Annotated in this window: 10 protein-coding genes; 6 read left to right on the forward strand and 4 right to left on the reverse strand. The window is 33.7% G+C overall.

Going from position 1 to position 18,008, the window contains the following annotated elements:
• Positions 1-15: 15 nt before the first annotated feature.
• The 6 genes from BW936_RS07400 (at position 16) to BW936_RS07425 (ending at position 10,345) form a co-directional block, all read left to right on the forward strand.
• Entirely contained in the window at positions 16-1,077 is a 1,062-nt protein-coding gene (locus tag BW936_RS07400; protein ID WP_076547696.1) for a phosphatidylinositol-specific phospholipase C1-like protein, read from the forward strand.
• 263 nt (positions 1,078-1,340) lie between these two features.
• Complete coding sequence (locus tag BW936_RS07405; protein ID WP_076547697.1) at positions 1,341-1,547, forward strand: hypothetical protein; 207 nt, start codon at positions 1,341-1,343, stop codon at positions 1,545-1,547.
• A 150-nt stretch (positions 1,548-1,697) separates the two neighbouring features.
• Entirely contained in the window at positions 1,698-3,533 is a 1,836-nt protein-coding gene (locus BW936_RS07410; RefSeq protein WP_143744065.1) for a metallophosphoesterase family protein, read from the forward strand.
• Positions 3,534-3,608: 75 nt separating this feature from the next.
• The gene (locus BW936_RS07415; RefSeq protein WP_076547699.1) at positions 3,609-7,643 is read left to right on the forward strand and encodes a hybrid sensor histidine kinase/response regulator transcription factor; all 4,035 of its coding nucleotides are present in this window, start codon (positions 3,609-3,611) and stop codon (positions 7,641-7,643) included.
• Positions 7,644-7,795: 152 nt separating this feature from the next.
• Positions 7,796-8,674, forward strand: a complete 879-nt coding sequence (locus BW936_RS07420; protein ID WP_076547700.1) for an inositol oxygenase family protein — start codon at positions 7,796-7,798, stop codon at positions 8,672-8,674.
• A 93-nt stretch (positions 8,675-8,767) separates the two neighbouring features.
• A complete protein-coding gene (locus BW936_RS07425) occupies positions 8,768-10,345 on the forward strand; it encodes a solute:sodium symporter family transporter (RefSeq protein WP_076547701.1) in 1,578 nt (525 codons plus the stop codon).
• Between the two features lie 511 nt (positions 10,346-10,856).
• Here BW936_RS07425 and BW936_RS07435 read toward each other — a convergent pair.
• The 4 genes from BW936_RS07435 to BW936_RS07450 all read right to left on the reverse strand — a co-directional run bounded on the left by BW936_RS07435 (position 10,857) and on the right by BW936_RS07450 (position 17,790).
• Positions 10,857-12,398, reverse strand: a complete 1,542-nt coding sequence (locus tag BW936_RS07435; protein WP_076547703.1) for a RagB/SusD family nutrient uptake outer membrane protein — start codon at positions 12,396-12,398, stop codon at positions 10,857-10,859.
• A 15-nt stretch (positions 12,399-12,413) separates the two neighbouring features.
• Positions 12,414-15,854 (reverse strand): SusC/RagA family TonB-linked outer membrane protein, encoded by a 3,441-nt coding sequence (locus tag BW936_RS07440; protein WP_076547704.1) that lies wholly within the window; start codon positions 15,852-15,854, stop codon positions 12,414-12,416.
• A gap of 103 nt (positions 15,855-15,957) precedes the next feature.
• The gene (locus BW936_RS07445) at positions 15,958-17,109 is read right to left on the reverse strand and encodes a FecR family protein (RefSeq protein ID WP_076547705.1); all 1,152 of its coding nucleotides are present in this window, start codon (positions 17,107-17,109) and stop codon (positions 15,958-15,960) included.
• Between the two features lie 120 nt (positions 17,110-17,229).
• Positions 17,230-17,790, reverse strand: coding sequence for an RNA polymerase sigma factor (locus BW936_RS07450; protein ID WP_076547706.1), 561 nt, complete (start codon positions 17,788-17,790; stop codon positions 17,230-17,232).
• Between the last annotated feature and the right edge of the window lie 218 nt (positions 17,791-18,008).

Below are 18,008 nucleotides of genomic sequence, written 5' to 3' on the forward strand. Positions count from 1 at the left end.
CAAATTCCAAAATTTATGAGATTTATTCCTTTTTGTATTATAACTTTTGCGGTTTTCAGTCTAATAAGCTGTAAAAGCGAATATGTAGCATTAAACCATATTCAGGTAATTGGTAGTCACAACAGTTATAAAATAGCTATAGAAAAACCGTTGTTTGATTACCTGTTCAGGGTAGATGAAGAAAAATTAAAAAGCCTAGAGTACACTCATATTTCTTTAGAGGAGCAATTGAATTTGGGTTTAAGAAATTTAGAGCTAGATGTTTTTTATGATCCCAAAGGTGGTCATTTTTCAAAGCCAAAAGGATTGGAAATTGTTAGATCTTTAGGGCAGGAACCTTTAGGGTACGATGAAGAATTAAAGCTTAATCAACCAGGGTTGAAAATGTTTCATATTCAGGATATTGATTTTAGAAGTCATGCACTTTTGTTCACAGACGGATTAAAAGCATTGCGTAATTGGTCTGATCAAAACCCCAATCATACGCCTATAATCATACTAATAAATACCAAAGATCAAGAAGTACCGCAAACTAGAAAACCGTTAGCTTTTGATAAGAATGCTTTTAATGCGCTTGATAATGAAATTAGAAGTGTATTTAAAGCTGATCAAATAATTACTCCAGATAATGTTCGCGGAAATTTTGAAACTCTTGAAGAAGCGGTTTTAACTAAAGGATGGCCCAGTTTAAAAAAGGTAAAGGGTAAATTCTTATTTGTATTGGATGAAAATGAAGCAAAAATCAATACCTATTTAGAAGGAGATGAAACGCAAAAAGAAAGAGTACTCTTTGTAAATAGTAAAGAGGGAAATGCCAACGCAGCATTTAGAATTGTAAATGACCCGGTTAAAGACTTTGACTATATCAAAGAATTGGTTAAAAAAGGATATATGGTTCGTACACGTGCAGATGCTGCTACTAAAGAAGCAAGAACTAATAGCTATGATAAATTTGAAAAAGCAAAAGCAACTGGTGCCCAGGTGATTTCTACAGATTATTATCTGCCTTCTACTTTATTTAATTCTGATTATAAAGTGATTTTTGAGAATGGAACCTATGAAAAAATTAAAAAGTAATTTTAAGATAGGAAGAATTGCTTTCACTACAACTAGCCTTCAAATGTCAATGGTATTGGTATAAAAGAAGATTTATTAGGTTTTAATAATGTTGTGTATTGTAAGGTTGTTATAGCTCATTTTTTACTTGTACTAAGGATGAAAAAGAGGCGAATTGACAGGTAAATACAGGGTTGGGAAACTTAAGTTTAGTAATTACGGCTTAACCAAGAACCTTTAAATCTATAGTTTTAGTAAGAGATATTATAGCGAATAGTACGGTTTTGGAGTATGATTTTTATACATTTATTTTTGATGAACTCAAGGTCCGTTTACCGCCGGTTACAACTTACGATTTACATGCAGGTGTGAGCGTGCTTTATACCATTGCTATTACTGTTGCCATTTCCGTAATTGTTGGCTTTACACTAAAGGGTGTAGTTAAGAATGAAAAAAGAATTTGCTGGAAAGTGCGCCAGTTTTTCAACTAAATAAATGATAAATCAAGATGTTAGGTGTACTTTAATAAAAGGTATAACAGGTTCAGTTATCTTGAATGATCAAGTAGAGAAAGATTTACAAGTATGGAAAAAGAGTTATGCGTTTACAAAAGAAACGTTCAAAAAATAAAAATAATGTCAATGAGATCAATAGGTAAGTTTCTATGTGTATTTCCTTTGATATTTATATGTTCATGTTCTAACAATAAGGGGAAAGAGTTGGCGAATGTGAAAATCGCCTTCATTGCAGATGCACATTTTCAAGATATATATGCACATTTTGAAGATGCCGATTATAAAGGTATTGAGAATCCCAAAACTGGTGATTTTGTAAATATTAGAACAATGAATGCGCAATTACAATCTACTAGAATATTCAATGAAAATTATTTTGCTTTTATAGAGGCTTTAGATGACATTGTAGCAAGGGGAATAAAATATGTGGCATTGCCTGGAGATTTTAGTGATGACGGGCAACCCATACACGTAAAAGGATTACGCAAAATTTTGGATCAATACGCTAAAGATCATGATATTTTATTTTTTGCAACGACAGGTAATCATGATCCTGTAAAACCATTTGCCCATGATGCCGGTAAGACAGATTTTTTGGGCAAGGGAGGTAGAGAGCAAATTATAACAAGTGTTGAAGATAAAAATAGCGCAGATGTAGATGGGCGATTAAAACCTATAATAACTTCAGAAATTCAAAAATGGGGCTATAAGGATATACTGAACGAAATGTCTGCTTTTGGGTTTTATCCGCAGAAGGATTATATCTATTGGGAAACACCTTTTACGAAGTATACTTATGATAATTATAGTTATAATAAGGCAGAAAGGGCATCAGTTTTAGACCAAAGAACATACGCCATAGATGCATTTAATAAACAACCGGATGCAAGCTATCTAGTAGAGCCGGTAGAAGGTGTTTGGCTTTTGGCCATTGACGCTAATGTATATATGCCCAATAAAGAATTAACAAAAGTATCTAACGATCCAAAAGATTTTTCAGGGGCAAGTATTGGTTATAATAATGTCTTGTTGCAGAAAACGCATTTAATTGCTTGGGTGAAAAAAGTAGCTGAACTAGCGAAGAAAAAAGCCAAGGTTTTAGTTGCATTTAGCCATTACCCTATGGTAGATTTTAATGATGATGCTTCAGAAGAAATGAAACAGTTTTTTGGTCCAGGAAAAATGCAACTACACCGGGTACCAAAAGAAGAAGTAGCATCAATTTTTGCCGATGCTGGAATACAAATTCATTTTGGAGGGCATATGCATATTAATGATACGGGGGTGAGAAAAAGTAAGGAAGGGAATACATTATTTAATATTCAGACCCCTTCACTTGCAGCTTATGCGCCTGCATATAAAATATTAACAATTAAATCCAGGTCAGTATTTGAAATAGAAACCGTGGTGGTAGAAAAGGCTAAAAACTTCAACAGCTTATTTTCTTTGTATGAGCAAGAACATAAATTTAGACAGCGTACAGGAGCTAAATTAAACTGGAATAAAGCTATTTTAACTTCTAAAAATTATATGGAGTTTACTCAATGGCATTTAAAAGAACTAGTACGCTTGCGTTTTTTGCCAGAAGATTGGTCTAAAGAATTTACAGAAGAGTTTATAAGTAAAACAGGTTTTGACCTATTAACGTTATCAGAAAATTTGAATGCTGTTAAAACACAGCTATCATCTAAAGAAGTTGTCTTAGATGATTTTAGAAGCTGGACGGGTTTTGATATGATTTATGATTTTTATAGAATTAGAAGTGCAGATGAGCTGGCTTTTTCAGATATAGCCGAGTCTAGATTATTGCAGTATAAAATGGTCTGTCAACAATTAAAAAAATCTACTAATGTAAATTACAGAATTTGGGCTGAAATTTTTGATAAAAGTAGTAAGGGCAAACCTTCTGATCATTTCAAAATAGATTTGAATACAGATTCTATAAGTAGGTTGTCACCTTAAAATAAAAATAATTTATCATGGATTACCGCTTTTTAATCTTATAAAAAAACGTCACTCAACCACTTAAAACAATCAATGCGATATATTTTTAGTGTATTAATAAGCATCTTGTTCTTCATTAATAGCTTGGTTGCGCAAGATATTAAATTTGAGCACTATAATGATGACAGTGGATTGTCTCATAATGCTGTACGCCATATTGTTCAAGATAAACATGGGTTTTTATGGCTAGGTACTTTTGCAGGTTTAAACAGGTTTGATGGTTACGAGTTTAAATCTTATTTAAGCTCATCAACAGCAAAAAATAAGTTATATAATGATGATATAACCGATCTAGAACTTGATGAAGACTCTAATAGCCTTTGGATCGGTACCAGAAAGGGACTGTCACTTTTTAAAACAGATACTCAGTTGTTTACAACATATTTGCCTAGCAAAGATGATGAAAATAGCCTGCCAGAAGCGGAAATTAGATCGGTTTTAGTAGATAAATTCAAAAAAGTATGGGTGGGGACAAAAAACAGCGGACTCTATAAATTTAATCCAGAGACCCATGTTTTTAAAAGAGTTGAATTAAAGAATCTGAATTATATAAAAGAAATATTCGAAGACAAAAACGGAGATATTTGGGTAGGTAGTTATGAGTTTGGTGGTGTTGCAAAGTTAACTTTAGATAATAGAGGTGAAATTGCCAGCAAATTTTATTATGATTTGCCCATACCAAATTCAATAGAGAAGAACCCATATTTAAATTTTATTTATGAAGATGCCAAGGCAGCTATTTTTGTTGGTACTAGAGAGGGTTTGTATAAGTTAGACAAGACTACAAATGAATTTGTACACCTAGGCATTGAGGATGCCAAAATAAAGGATAGTTTAGGACCCTATTTTTTATCTGTAGTACGGGCCACGGATGGCAAATATTGGTTAGGTACTTTAGGGGGTTTAATTGTTTGCGATCAATTGGAAGATATTCCGTCTGGTAATTTTAAATGGCATTACTCCGTATTATCAGATGATACATCGTTAGTTGATAATTTAGTGTCGGCTTTATTTTTTGATACTTCCGGTGTACTGTGGGTGGGTACAGAAGACGGACTAGATAAATATGATCCCTATAAGAATCAATTCAATATCAACAAAGATATTTCTAAACATATTAACAATCAAGCCCCTAGAATTCGTGGTTTTGCAAAAACATTTGATGGACAGCTAATTGTAGCCACTAGGCATAATGGACTTTTTATCTCGAATAAAGAACATTTTGTACCGCTTTATAATAACCAAAAAGATATTGCAAGTATTTATTCTAATGACGGAATTACTTTTTATTGCGGTTTGTGGAACGGCAAGGTGTTGGTATATGATTATATGAAGAATACATCAAAAGAGATACAGATGGGTTTTGAGCAATCGCCCATATTTGCTTTTGAAAATATTGGGGAGAATCAATTGTTGGTAGGGTCTTTTGGTGAAGGGGCAGTGATCTTAAATACCAAAAGTCTTAAGAAAGAGAAAAATACCGAAGTGATGTTAAGTGGCTATCAAATTAATGAAATAGTCAAAGAAGATGATCATAGTATTTGGTTTGCAACAGAATCTGGCGTTGTCCATTATATGACAGACAAAAATAAGACTGAATATTTTACATCATCGGTAAAACCAGAAGAAGGTTTGCCCCATGATAATGTAAGTGATATCATGTTCGATAATAAAAATAGGTTATGGGCGGCAACTAGAAATGGAATAAGTAGGTTCAATTTCGATAACCAAAAATTTATGCCCTTACAGGAACCTAAAGAATTAAAAGGAAAATGGGTGACAGATATGTTAACCGATGCAAATGGTGATATCTGGTTTAATATGAATAGCAATGGTGTAGCTAGGTTAAAATCCAATTTAGAAGACTACAAGGTTTACGATGTTAAAAGTGGTAATAGGCTAGATGTTTTCAGTTCTAGTGGGTTCTATAGTTTTGAAGACTCTACTATTTATTTGGGTGGTAAGAATGGTATTATTTATTTTTCCCCAAATAAAATTAGTGAGAATAGCCTAGCGGAAAAACCTATGATTACCGAGTTTAAAATACAGAACGAAGTCATAAATCCAGGTTCAGAAATTAATGGTCAAGTTCCTTTAAAGAGAAATTTGAACGAAACACATGAAGTTATTTTAGACTATAAGAATAGAAATTTTTCTTTTCAATTCTCCACACCATCCTACGTAAATGAAAAATTGAACAAGTTTGAATATAAACTTGAAGGTTTTGATGAAAACTGGATTTCAACTACCAGTAATTCACGCACCGTACAGTATACGAACCTGTATCCCGGAGATTATACCTTTAAAATAAAATCTAGTAACAGTGATGGTTTCTGGAGTGATGTTAATTCATATAAAATAACCATAACACCTCCTTTTTGGCTAACATACCAGGCGCTACTAGTGTTTATTGCTTCTTTGATCCTAATAATATATTTAGTAAGAAAAGAAATGAAAAACAGACAGCGGTTAAGGCAAGAACTAGTTACTGAAAAAGTACTTAGGGAAAGAGATATTAAGCTTAATAATGAGAAACTTCGTTTTTTTACCAACATCTCTCATGAACTTAGAACACCATTAACCTTAATTCTGGGTCCTGCAAAACAATTATTAGAAGAAAGTAACGAGAATAATAGCGCGTATCAAAAAAGTAGATTTAATTTAATTCATCAGAATGCAAATAGACTTTTAAGCTTGGTGAACCAGGTACTAGATTTTAGAAAGGCACAAAGAGGAGAGTTAAAACTTAAGGTTTCTAAGACCGATATATTTTTATTTACCACAAATACTTTTGAGTTTTTTAAAGAGTTTGCCTTTAATAAACAAATTGAGCTTACTATCCATAGCGAGGTGGAATCATTATTTGGTTGGGTGGATAGAGATAAATTAGATAAAATACTTTACAATCTTTTGTCTAACGCAATTAAGTTTACCAACAAATATGGACATGTAAACCTGTCTATTAAATGTAAAGAAGACAATGGTAAAATATTGGTGATTAAGGTGAGCGATGATGGTATTGGTATACCTTTAAAAAGTCAAGAAAAAATATTTAAGCGTTTTTACCAAGCTACAAACAGCAAAGAAAACAATACGGGGTCAGGTATAGGGTTGTCCCTAGTGAAATCTCTTGTAGAGATTCATAAAGGTACAATTAGGGTAGATAGTAAGCCCAAAAAGGGAAGTGTTTTTACCGTTGAAATACCCATTGATCGCAATAATTATTCTAAGAAAGAGGTTTTTGAGCTTAAAGCTAATAGACATATAGAAGAATCAGAAACTTACATACCTGTTAAAAGAAAAACGACCAATACCGAGATTAAAGATAAAATTTTGGTCATTGAAGACAATATAGAACTGCGTAAATATCTTATTGATTATTTATCTAGAACTTACAAAGTTTATGAAGCTGAACATGGAGAAGAAGGGCTAGCCCTTTGTAGAAAAATAAAACCAATGTTATGCGTAGCCGATGTAATGATGCCCGTAATGAACGGCTTAGAATTTTGTAATGAACTAAAAAATGATGAGTATGTAAGTCATATACCCGTTGTACTGCTTACTGCATTATCTGAAAATGTAGACCAGGTTAAAGGTTATAATGCGGGCGCTGATGCTTACTTGGTTAAACCGTTTGATCCTTCGTTATTAAAGTCTGTAATTGTAAATACTATAAAGACACGCAGAGAACTCAAAGCAAAATTTTCAAATGAAATAGAAGGTGAAGTTGGTTTGCTGGCACATGCTCCAATAGATAGAGAATTAATAGCCCGGGTAACCGGTATTATAGAAGAGCGAATAGATGATGTGAATCTAACAGCAAATTACCTGTGTGAGGAATTAGGAGTGAGTTCCTCAAAATTGTATCGAAAGATTAAGGAATTAACAGATTTGTCACCAAATGAATTAATAAGGACTATAAGATTAAAAAAATCTGCACAATTATTAAAAACCAAAAAATACAATGTCTCTGAAATAGCAGTTTTAATAGGCTTTAACGATCCATTGTATTTTAGTAGGTGTTTTAAAAACCAATTTGGCTTTCCTCCAAGCAAATTATTGAAGTAGAATTTATTATATTAGGATGTTTTTTCATTGTCCATATTAAATATGATATAGTCCATCAAGTATTTATTCAAATTAGATAGATTGCAAGCGGTTATAGGCAATGATTATACAAGCAACAAATCAACTTACTCAAAAACTTAAACAACAATTTTATGAAAAAAACATTAAATAATGCTCAGGATAATCCCATGGATAATATTGATGATTGGGAAGATAATTTATTGGAGCGATACCCTGATCCGGAAGAAACCACAAAAGAAAAAGAAGAGTTTAGAAATTATGTAGACTCTGAAAGATTAGACACGGTAAAGGAGTTTTACAAGGTAAATCACCAATTTCAGACCTATGATTTTGTAGTAGAAAAGGAAAAGGAATTTCTACAGTTTAATAAAAGGGAAATGTCTATTTGGGAAGCTGTAGATTTTCTAAATACATTGGTAGATGATAGTGATCCAGATATAGATTTAGATCAATTACAGCACTTATTGCAGACCTCAGAGGCTATTAGGGCAGATGGGCATCCAGATTGGTTTGTGCTAACCGGTTTTATTCATGACTTAGGAAAGATTTTATGTTTGTTCGGTGAGCCGCAATGGGCTGTGGTCGGTGACACCTTTCCAGTAGGATGCGCATATTCAGATAAAATAGTCTATCCAGAATTTTTTAAGGCAAATCCTGATGCTACCAATGAAAAATATAATACCAAATATGGTGTTTACGAACCTAATTGCGGGTTGGATAAGGTGAAAATGAGTTGGGGGCATGATGAATATTTGTACCAGATCATGAAAGATTATTTACCAGAGCCTGCATTATATATGATTCGTTACCACTCATTTTATTCTCAACATAGAGAAAATGATTATACACATTTGATGACGGCCAAAGATATTGAAATGTTTGAATGGGTAAAAAAATTCAATCCATATGACTTATATTCAAAAGCTCCTGTGCCACCAAATGCAGAAGAGTTACTTCCTTACTACAAAGAGTTAGTGACCAAATACTTACCGGAAAAATTGAATTTTTAATTTAATTATCTTTTTAAAATAGGCAATGCTCTAGCATTAATTTACTAGAGCATTTTTTTGCGTTCATTATAATTACAAATTCAAGAACTATTTATGTATACAGCTATAACCTTTATTGCCTTTACAGCATTTGTGGCATTTTATTCATGGTATAAACTTAGAAAAGAAAAACTAGATTCTAAAGATGGTTATTTTCTTGGAGGAAGAAGTTTAACCGGTGTTGTAATAGCAGGGTCAATGTTATTGACAAATATCTCTACAGAGCATTTAATTGGTATGAACGGATCGTCATACAAAAACGGATTTATTATTATTGCGTGGGAAGTAACTTCTGCTTTGGCATTGGTTGTCGCTGCTATTTATTTTGTACCTAAATATTTGAAAATGGGACTGACCACCATCCCAGAATATCTTGAGAAAAGATTTGATAGCACAACTAGAACTTTGGTAGCCTTGTTTCTAATGATTTCGTTTATTGTTACTTTATTGCCTATAGTATTGTATACCGGAGCAATTAATATTGAAAGTATATTCAATATTTCTGAGGTTTTGAATGTGTCTAAGGAACAAGGACTGTGGATAACCGTTGTATGTATTGGTGTTTTAGGGTCTATCTATGCCATATTTGGAGGATTAAAAGCTGTAGCTATTTCTGATACCATTAATGGTTACGGACTATTAATTGGTGGCTTGGCAATACCTATAATTGCACTTGTAAGTATAGGAGATGGTAATCCAATGGAAGGTTTGACCAAAGTATATAACCATAGTCCAGAAAAATTTAATGTCATTGGGGCAAAAGATTCGGTTTTACCGTTTGAGGTATTGTTTACGGGTATGATAATTAATCAATTATATTTCTGGAGTATGAACCAAACTATAATTCAGCGTGCACTAGGAGCCAAGAACTTGGTGGAAGCACAGAAAGGGCTCCTTTATACGGGAGTTTTAAAGATTTTGGTGCCAATTATTATCATCTTACCCGGGGTAATAGCCTTTTATTATTTTGGCGATTCGCTATATGATAATCAAGATATGATTTATCCTGAATTGGTGAAAAAGGTATTGCCTATTGGTTTTGTAGGAGTATTTGCAGCAATTATAATGGGAGCCGTTTTAAGTACTTTCAATAGTGTTTTAAACAGTGCAGCTACAATATTTAGTTTAGATGTTTTTAAAAGATATTTTGGGAAAAATGCGAGCGATAAAAAATTAGTGAGAATTGGAAAGTTTACATCAACCATTCTAGCAGTTTTTGCCATTTTGGTGGCTCCTATGGTAGCAAACGCACCAGATGGTCTTTATCAACTTTTACAACAACTTAACGGTATATTCTTTATTCCTATAGCATCAATAATGCTAGCAGGATTCTTTTTGAAAAATATATCTGCAATGGCTGCTAAGGTAGCCTTGTTGGTAGGTTTAACGTTCTACATCTTAACAACATTTGTCTTTAAGGTAGATATTCACTTTATACATATTTGGGGAATTGAATTTGTATTGAATGTTCTGGTTATGTATGTGGTTTCTTATTTCTATCCTAATCATAAAATTACGGTAGAAGAGGGGCATGACTATGTGGAAATGAAAGAATGGAAGTATACAAAACCAATGGCTATAGTATTGTGTAGTATTACAGTTATAATTTATGTGCTTCTTGGTACAAATTAGTACGATTTTAATTGTAGAATATTGCTTGGAAGTTGACTTCTTCTGATAACACCTATGTAGTGAACACTAGGTTGTAATAGTAAAAATTATACGTTTAAAGGTATCATAATGTTACTTTAAACGTATAGTTTTTGCATTTCAATTAGTAGTTTAATCTTTTATATGAAAATAGATTTTACAAGATTCATAAATCTATACAGGATTCTACTATATTTAGACTAGTAGCAACCGGTATAGGAATCTCTATGGTGCCAAATTCATTACAAGAAGAATATAATAGAAAAAGCCGTTTTATAGAACTTGACAAAATTCAGCACACCGAGTTATTTGAAGTTTGGAAAAAGACCAACGACAACCCAGCTCTATCAAAGTTCTTAGCTGCAAATTGAGATTATTTCTAATGAATATGAACTTTAAATTAGAACACCCGATTTATTGTTAAATAAATCAGGTGCCCACTCGTAAACTAACAACAACTTTAGGTTTATTAGGCTAACATGAATGTAGAAGTCTAATCTACTTTTGGGTTAGCCTGTATTTCCGATAACGGAACCGGTAAATATGAATGTTCTGTAGATGTAAAGTTTGTTCTGCCGGCTGCGTTCATAGCCTGGTCTAACATGCCCCATCTACGCAAATCAAAGAAACGTACAGATTCTAACGTCAACTCCATAGTTCTTTCATGTACGATTTGAGTTTTTACTTCTGATTGTGAGCTTACCAATATCTCAGGCATCATTCCATGAACATCCCTAACTTCATTTATTAGATCGATTGCTTGTGGTGTTCTGTCTGTTTCATTTAATGCTTCTGCATACATTAAAAGAACGTCGGCATAACGCATTAAAACTACATTGACCCCAACATAACTATTGTCCCTAACAAAATTTGGCAACCATTTTCTAAAGTATACATGGTTGTCATAGGTGTCCTCATAGGTGCCATTCATCCAGGTATCCCAAGTGCCACCTTGCATTTCGTTTGTTTCGGTGTCATTATAAAATGGGTCTCTAAAGTATAATGACCCATATAATCTATTGTCATAAAGTCCATTAGCGGCAATCATACCTTCTTTTTTCATCTCGGTCAATAGGTCTTCGGTAGCTTCTATTCCTCCCCATCCGCCAATAGACCAATCGCCAATAAATGCATGAAGTCTTGTAGCGTTCCATGAGTTGGCATCTCCGCTTTTAAATTGAAGTTCAAAAACAGATTCTACATTATTTTCATTTTCTCCATTAAAATTTCCCTTAAAATCTTGAAATAGTGAATATTTTCCACTTTCTACAACCTGTTTAAATGAACTGGCAGCATTTGTAAAATCACTAGCTTCTGCAGCGGTTGTATCACCTGCTTTATATAAATAAGCCTTTCCTAAAAAGGAAAGTGCTGTTCCTTTAGTAGCTCTTCCTAATGCCTCACCAGGACTTCTTTCTGTCAACATATCTGCCGCCAGCTGAAAATCATCCAGTATAACTTGCCATGCTTCTGGTCTGGAGGATAAAGCTTTGTCTAAAGTTTCTGGCGTAATTTCTTCATTTCTTATTATAATCTGTTCAAACAAATTCAAGAGTTTAAAATGATAGTAACCTCTTAAAAATGTAGCTTCTCCAATAATTCGTTGTTTATCTGCGCTAGCAATTTGTTCTGAATTCATTTGTTCCACATTTGCTATCACTTGATTTGCAAAATTTAAGCCTTTGTAGTTAGTGGTCCATAGGACATTCAAGAATGTATGACCGTTAGTGTAGTTAAAATTAAAAATCGACATCCAATGACTGTAGTTAGAAGCATCGGGTCCTGGTAGCGTATAATCAGATCTAAAATACTCCACCACCGGTCTTCCTTCTTGCCAACCATCCCAAAAATTACTTCTAGCTTCTAGTTCAGAATAAGCGGCGGTCAAACCTGCTTCGGCATCTTCAAGGTTTCTCCAATAAGAAGAAGTGGTCAACTGGTCAGGAGACTCTTGGTCTAAAAATTCTTCATCATTGCAAGAGAAGAACATTAGGGTTACAAATAATATTGATATAGTTCTATAATATGTTTTCATCTTTATTTTTTTAAATTAAAATTCCACTTGTACACCTAGAATAAAGGACTTGGATTTTGGATAGAGCGTTCTATCGATTCCCCTGGACAAAATGCCTTGGTTCTGTCCCGCAATACTAGAACTGACCTCTGGATCTAGGCCGTTGTAATTAGTGAAAGTAAATAGGTTTTGACCAGACGCATAGAGTCTTAATCTGCTCATTCCGGCACCTTCTATGATATCTTTTGGTAGTGTATATCCAATTTGTATAGACTTTATTCGAATATAATCGCCATCTTCTAAAAATCTTGTTGAAGCTCTATTATTTCTATTTGGATCCCCTAAAACTGCTCTGGGTATAGTTGTGTTGGTATTAGTAGGTGTCCAAGCATTTAAAGCTTCTGTTCTAAAATTTCTACCAGTATCTAGACTCATTAATGTAAAGTCATTACCGTTATAAATTTTATTTCCTCCAACACCTTGCAGAAATATGTTAAGATCAAAACCTTTGTATTCTGAACCTAATGATAAGCTGTATTCATATTTTGGTAATGCAGAACCTTGGTAGGTTTCATCATCTGAATTAATTTCACCATCTCCATTTTGATCTACAAAACGAATATCGCCAGGAGAAGCACTGGGTTGAATTGGGTTACCGTTTAAACTATGAGAGGCTATTTCTTCTTCACTTTGAAATATCCCATCAGCTACCGGTAAAAAATAGGCGCCAGGCTCGTAACCTATTTTTGTTTGATTAACAAAATGATCAGATCCAAATAAAAGTCCAATGCCGTACAAGGTTTGGTCTTCATTACTTAATTTGGTGACCTCGCTATTTATTGTCGTGAAAGTAGCGAAAGCAGAGTAGTGGAATTCGTTGTCTTTATTGACATAACCAAACTCAAATTCTACACCGTTGTTCTTGAACTCTCCTACGTTTACAATAGGGCTGTTCACACCTGCCGAAGGTGATACTACACGCGTAATTAGTAAGTCTTCTGTGGTGCCATTGTAATAGTTGATAGAACCCTTTAACTTATTGTTCATGGCATTAAAATCAAGCCCTATGTTAGATGATGTATTGGTTTCCCACTGAAGATTATCATTTTGTAAATCACGGGCAATTCCGCCAAGAAATGATGTTTGGGGGCTGCCAAAAACATATCCGCCATCGTTTTGACTTTTACCTTGGGCAATAAGTGCCACATAATCATAATAGCCCAAGGCACTATCATTACCTGCTTGCCCCCAACTATAACGAAGTTTCATGAAGTTGAAAAAATCTTGGTTCTTCATAAATTTTTCTTCGGATATTTTCCACCCAAGGGCAAAAGAAGGAAAGACACCATATTGATTATTTTTGCCAAATTTAGAGCTGCCATCTCTTCGTGCACTTGCCTGTAATAAGTACTTATTGTCAAAAGAGTAGTTAAGTCTTCCAAATTGTGAGACTAAATTATACTCTGCATTTGTACCTTCGCCAGCAAAAGTACCATCAGTGAATGCATCTAAGGTCTTGAAATTTGGATCAAGGATATTGGCGGGTACTTTTTCCTCATTAATTGATTCTCCATCAACTGTGCGAATAATTTTATAACCTTCAGCCTGTATATAGGTACGTTTAAAAGGTTCTGCAATTCTTTGATACCCTGCTAATAAATTGATGGAATGTTTATTAAGATCTACAGTGTAGTTTAAGGTGTATTCTTGGTTTATTCTTTTTAATTCACTATTATATTCTGAGGTAAATGCAAATTCACGACCTTCTTCTTGAACATCCCTAACTTGAAAAGGTTTATTAAAATTAGAACTTGAGGTACTCAAGTTAGAGTAGGCTAAATTTGCTTTTGCGGTAAGACCGTTTAGAACTTCGTAGTCTAGGCTCACATTCCCTAAAAAATATTTTGTTTTGGATAATTGTTCTAAGTATTTATTCTCTCCCACCGGGTTTCTATGGTCAGGTAAATCTCCATCCCTAAAACCAAAACCTGAAGGTTTAGAGGGGTCTAAAACAGGTATTAATGGAGAGATATAGTAAGTTTCTCTTAATGAAAATGTCTGTGGTCTTCTTTTGGTTTCACTATAGGTAAGGTTTGTATTGATGTTTAGCTTGTCCTTTGTTATTCCTAAACGGGCATTTATACCTTTTTTAGAAAATTCTGAGCCGATCAATAGCCCTTTTTCATCGGCAAAGTTTCCGCCAACACTATAGTTGATATTGTCAGAAGCTCCACTAACTCTAACATTAAGCAAGCTTAATTGTCCATCTCTATGCGTTTCGTCAATCCAATCTGTGTTAATATTAGAAGTGTTTTGAACATATAGCGGTAAGGTGGCACCGGCATTTTCATACATTTGACGATGTACGTTTACATACCCATCTGCATCAAGTAATTCCATTTCATTTCTTGTAGTATTTAAACTGATACTAGAACCTATTTCTACCTTGGGTTTGCCCGTTTTTCCTTTTTTAGTGGTAATTATAATTACACCATTTGCAGCACGTGTACCATAGATGGAAGCTGATGCAGCATCTTTTAAAACTTCTATAGAGGCAATGTTGTTTGCGTCAATATAATAGGGGTCGGCTTGAACGCCATCTATGATATATAGTGGTTGGTTGTTACCAAAGCTACCTACACCTCTTATCATAACATCGGCAGCTGCACCTGGGCTACCAGATGATGAACTTACCGTAACCCCAGATACTCTACCTTGAAGAGCGTCTGTTGGAGAAGTTGTAACTACTTGAGTTAATTCTTCTCCTTTTACCGTGCTTATTGCTCCGGTAACATCGCTTTTTTTCTGAGTTCCGTAACCTACAACCACCACTTCATCTAAACCTTGTGTATCTTCTTCTAAGAGAATAGTAAATTCAGTTTGGTTGCCAATTGTAGTTTCTTTTGTAACGAAACCAATATAAGAGACTACCAAAATTGCATTTGGGTCGCTTATATCTAACGAGAAGTTACCATCGAAATCTGCTTGAGTACCATTACTCGTTCCCTTTTCAAGAATATTTGCGCCAGGTAATGGGGTGCCGTCTTTATCTGTAACTAAACCGGTAACCACTTGTTGTACCTGTTTTATTTTCCCTAAGACAGCGTCTGGTTTTTTATTCAATAAAATAGCGCCTTCTTTAGAAAAGGTATATTCGATATCGCCAAATGACAAACTTTTTTTCAATAGTTCACTGGCGTTGATCCGTCCTTTCTTTACGTGTACTTTAGGGGCATTCGTAAATAAATCGGACCGGTAAATGAAAGCGTGATCCGTCTGTTTTTGAATTAAATCAAAAATTTCTACTACCGTGAGATGTGCATCTGATTTAATCTTAATGGTGGTATTCTGTGAGAAGCCTGTTTTAGGGGCAAACCCAAAGGTTGCAAAGCAGCATAAGAAGATAAATGTTCTCATAATAGTAATCAAAAGTTTTTTCCTATATGGTATAGGACTCCCAATAAATTTAGTTTTCATAAATTTGGTTGTTTTAGTTAGTTAAATTTTTAATTAATTAATCATGCTAGGGGATGGAGCTTTAAATTGTCCACATCTAAACTCCATTCCCATTTTTTTAAGGTTACTTCACTATTATTTTTTTTCCTATTGTTTCAAATTTTGCTTCGTTAGTGTTTTCAATAATTAAAAGTATATCGTCTAAATTTTGTTTTTTATTGAATACACCATTGAACTTTAAATTTTTAATATGTGTATTTTCGATAATTACCTCTATATCATACCAGCGAGAAAGTACTAGCATGATTTCCTTTAGGGGTTTATCTTTAAAACTGAAGAAACCACTTTTCCATGAAACCTCGTTATATACATCTACTTGAGCAACATTAATCTCATGGTTTTCCATATTAAATTGTGATTGTTGCCCAGGTAGTAGGTTTTCAGAACTAGCCCCGCTTTTGATCAGTACACTACCTTCAACTAAAGTGGTTTTAATTATAGCATCTTCTTTATACGCGTTAATATTGAATTCTGTTCCTAGAACGTCAATTTCTTGCTCGTGGGTAGAAACTATAAAATGGTTGCCGTTATGTTCTGTACTTGAAGACACTTCAAAATAGGCCTCTCCGTATACAAGTTCTACTTTTCTTGCCTGATCGCTTGTAAATGAAACGGGATACCGAAGTTGTGTTTCAGAATTTAGCCAGACCTTTGTGCCATCGGCCAGTATGATAAAAAATTCACCTCCTCTTGGTATTGTTAGAACATTGTATGCTATAGTGTTCTTGCTAGATTTTGAGCCCGATTTATAAATAAGTTTTTCTCCATTACTTGAAAGATTATTGGCTTTATAGTGTGCTCCCTTGCCTAGAATGATATTAGAACCATCTTCAAGAGTCAATGTAGCTTTATCGGTACCTATATTAATGATGTCTTCTGCTACTATAATTGGAGTGTTTTGAACTTCATGCTTTTCTTTCATAAGAAAAGGCAATGCACCTAGAATAAAAATAGCGGCAATTGCAGCTGCATATTTCCAGTAGTTAAATCCGTATCTGTCCTTTTTCACAAACTGAGGTTTTAAGTTTGTTTTGCTTGAAATTTTCTCCCACCCTTTTTGAGGATCAATGGCATCAGGTGATTTTAGAATGTTTTTTTCTACTTGAGCAAAGTACGCCCGGTGGCTATCCGATTCTAAAAACCACTCGTCAAAAATGAGCTCTTCTTCTTTCGTGAGTGTATTGTTCAGTTTCTTTAAAATGAGTTTGAACTCCATAGTTTTATTTTAAGCAACTTATAATTATGACAACAGAATAATTAAAATGGGTGACAATAAAATAAAGAAAATGTAAAATAAAGGTGTGTTAAAGATGAATTTAGTATTTAAAAGCCTTTTTTAATGAAATATTGATAGAAGGATAAGAATGGCGTGTAACAGTTGACCAATTTTTATTTTTGCCCGTTTAAGTTGGGTTTTTACGGTATTTACCGAGATTTTAAGTTCTTCCGCAATCTCTGCATACCTGTAATTTTCAAGATATCTCATTTTAACGATTACTTGCATTTTTTCTGGTAAGGTATCTATGATATTTAAAAGTTGGTTATGAATTTTATTAGTTGTCTCAATAGTATCTTCATGGTTATATGTATCGTCTAGTATTGCCTGTAACTCTAAAACTTGTGTGCTATCTGTAATTTTTATAGATTTTAAGAGGTTTAAGCTCTTATTTCTGACCATAGCGTATAAATAACCTTTTAATGTAGTATTGATCTCAATGGTATCTGCTTTTTCCCATAAGGTTATGAAAACATCTTGCACCATATCTTCGCTTCGACCCTTATCAAAGAGATAGCCATGTGCATAATTGACCAAATCTTCATAAAATTCATAAAAGATTTTTTTGAAGACGAAATGGTTTTTATTTTGTAATTCCTTTAGTTCTGAATTAGTTTTCAAAATAGTTTGCTCATATTTAATAAAGCTATGTAAATGTAGCGAATCATTATTTCATTAAGAATTGATTGAATAATTCAATAGTTGGCATATTTTTATGATTTTTTTTAGCTGCTACCTAAAAATCGTTTTTTTTTGTACATTGCGTTCGTCCACACAAAAAAGGTGAATCCGTTTTTTTAACGGCTGATATCTTCTTCACTATTGTATAAAATAGTATA

The sequence above is a fragment of the Maribacter ulvicola genome (assembly GCF_900155985.1).
Lineage (GTDB): Bacteria > Bacteroidota > Bacteroidia > Flavobacteriales > Flavobacteriaceae > Maribacter > Maribacter ulvicola.

Excerpts from the sequence above, each read along its gene's own strand:
- BW936_RS07415 (WP_076547699.1), top strand. The coding sequence starts at position 3,609 with ATGCGATATATTTTTAGTGTATTAATAAGCATCTTGTTCTTCATTAAT.
- BW936_RS07425 (WP_076547701.1), top strand. The coding sequence starts at position 8,768 with ATGTATACAGCTATAACCTTTATTGCCTTTACAGCATTTGTGGCATTT.
- BW936_RS07445 (WP_076547705.1), bottom strand. The coding sequence starts at position 17,109 with ATGGAGTTCAAACTCATTTTAAAGAAACTGAACAATACACTCACGAAA.
- BW936_RS07410 (WP_143744065.1), top strand. The coding sequence starts at position 1,698 with ATGAGATCAATAGGTAAGTTTCTATGTGTATTTCCTTTGATATTTATA.
- BW936_RS07435 (WP_076547703.1), bottom strand. The coding sequence starts at position 12,398 with ATGAAAACATATTATAGAACTATATCAATATTATTTGTAACCCTAATG.
- BW936_RS07440 (WP_076547704.1), bottom strand. The coding sequence starts at position 15,854 with ATGAAAACTAAATTTATTGGGAGTCCTATACCATATAGGAAAAAACTT.
- BW936_RS07420 (WP_076547700.1), top strand. The coding sequence starts at position 7,796 with ATGAAAAAAACATTAAATAATGCTCAGGATAATCCCATGGATAATATT.
- BW936_RS07400 (WP_076547696.1), top strand. The coding sequence starts at position 16 with ATGAGATTTATTCCTTTTTGTATTATAACTTTTGCGGTTTTCAGTCTA.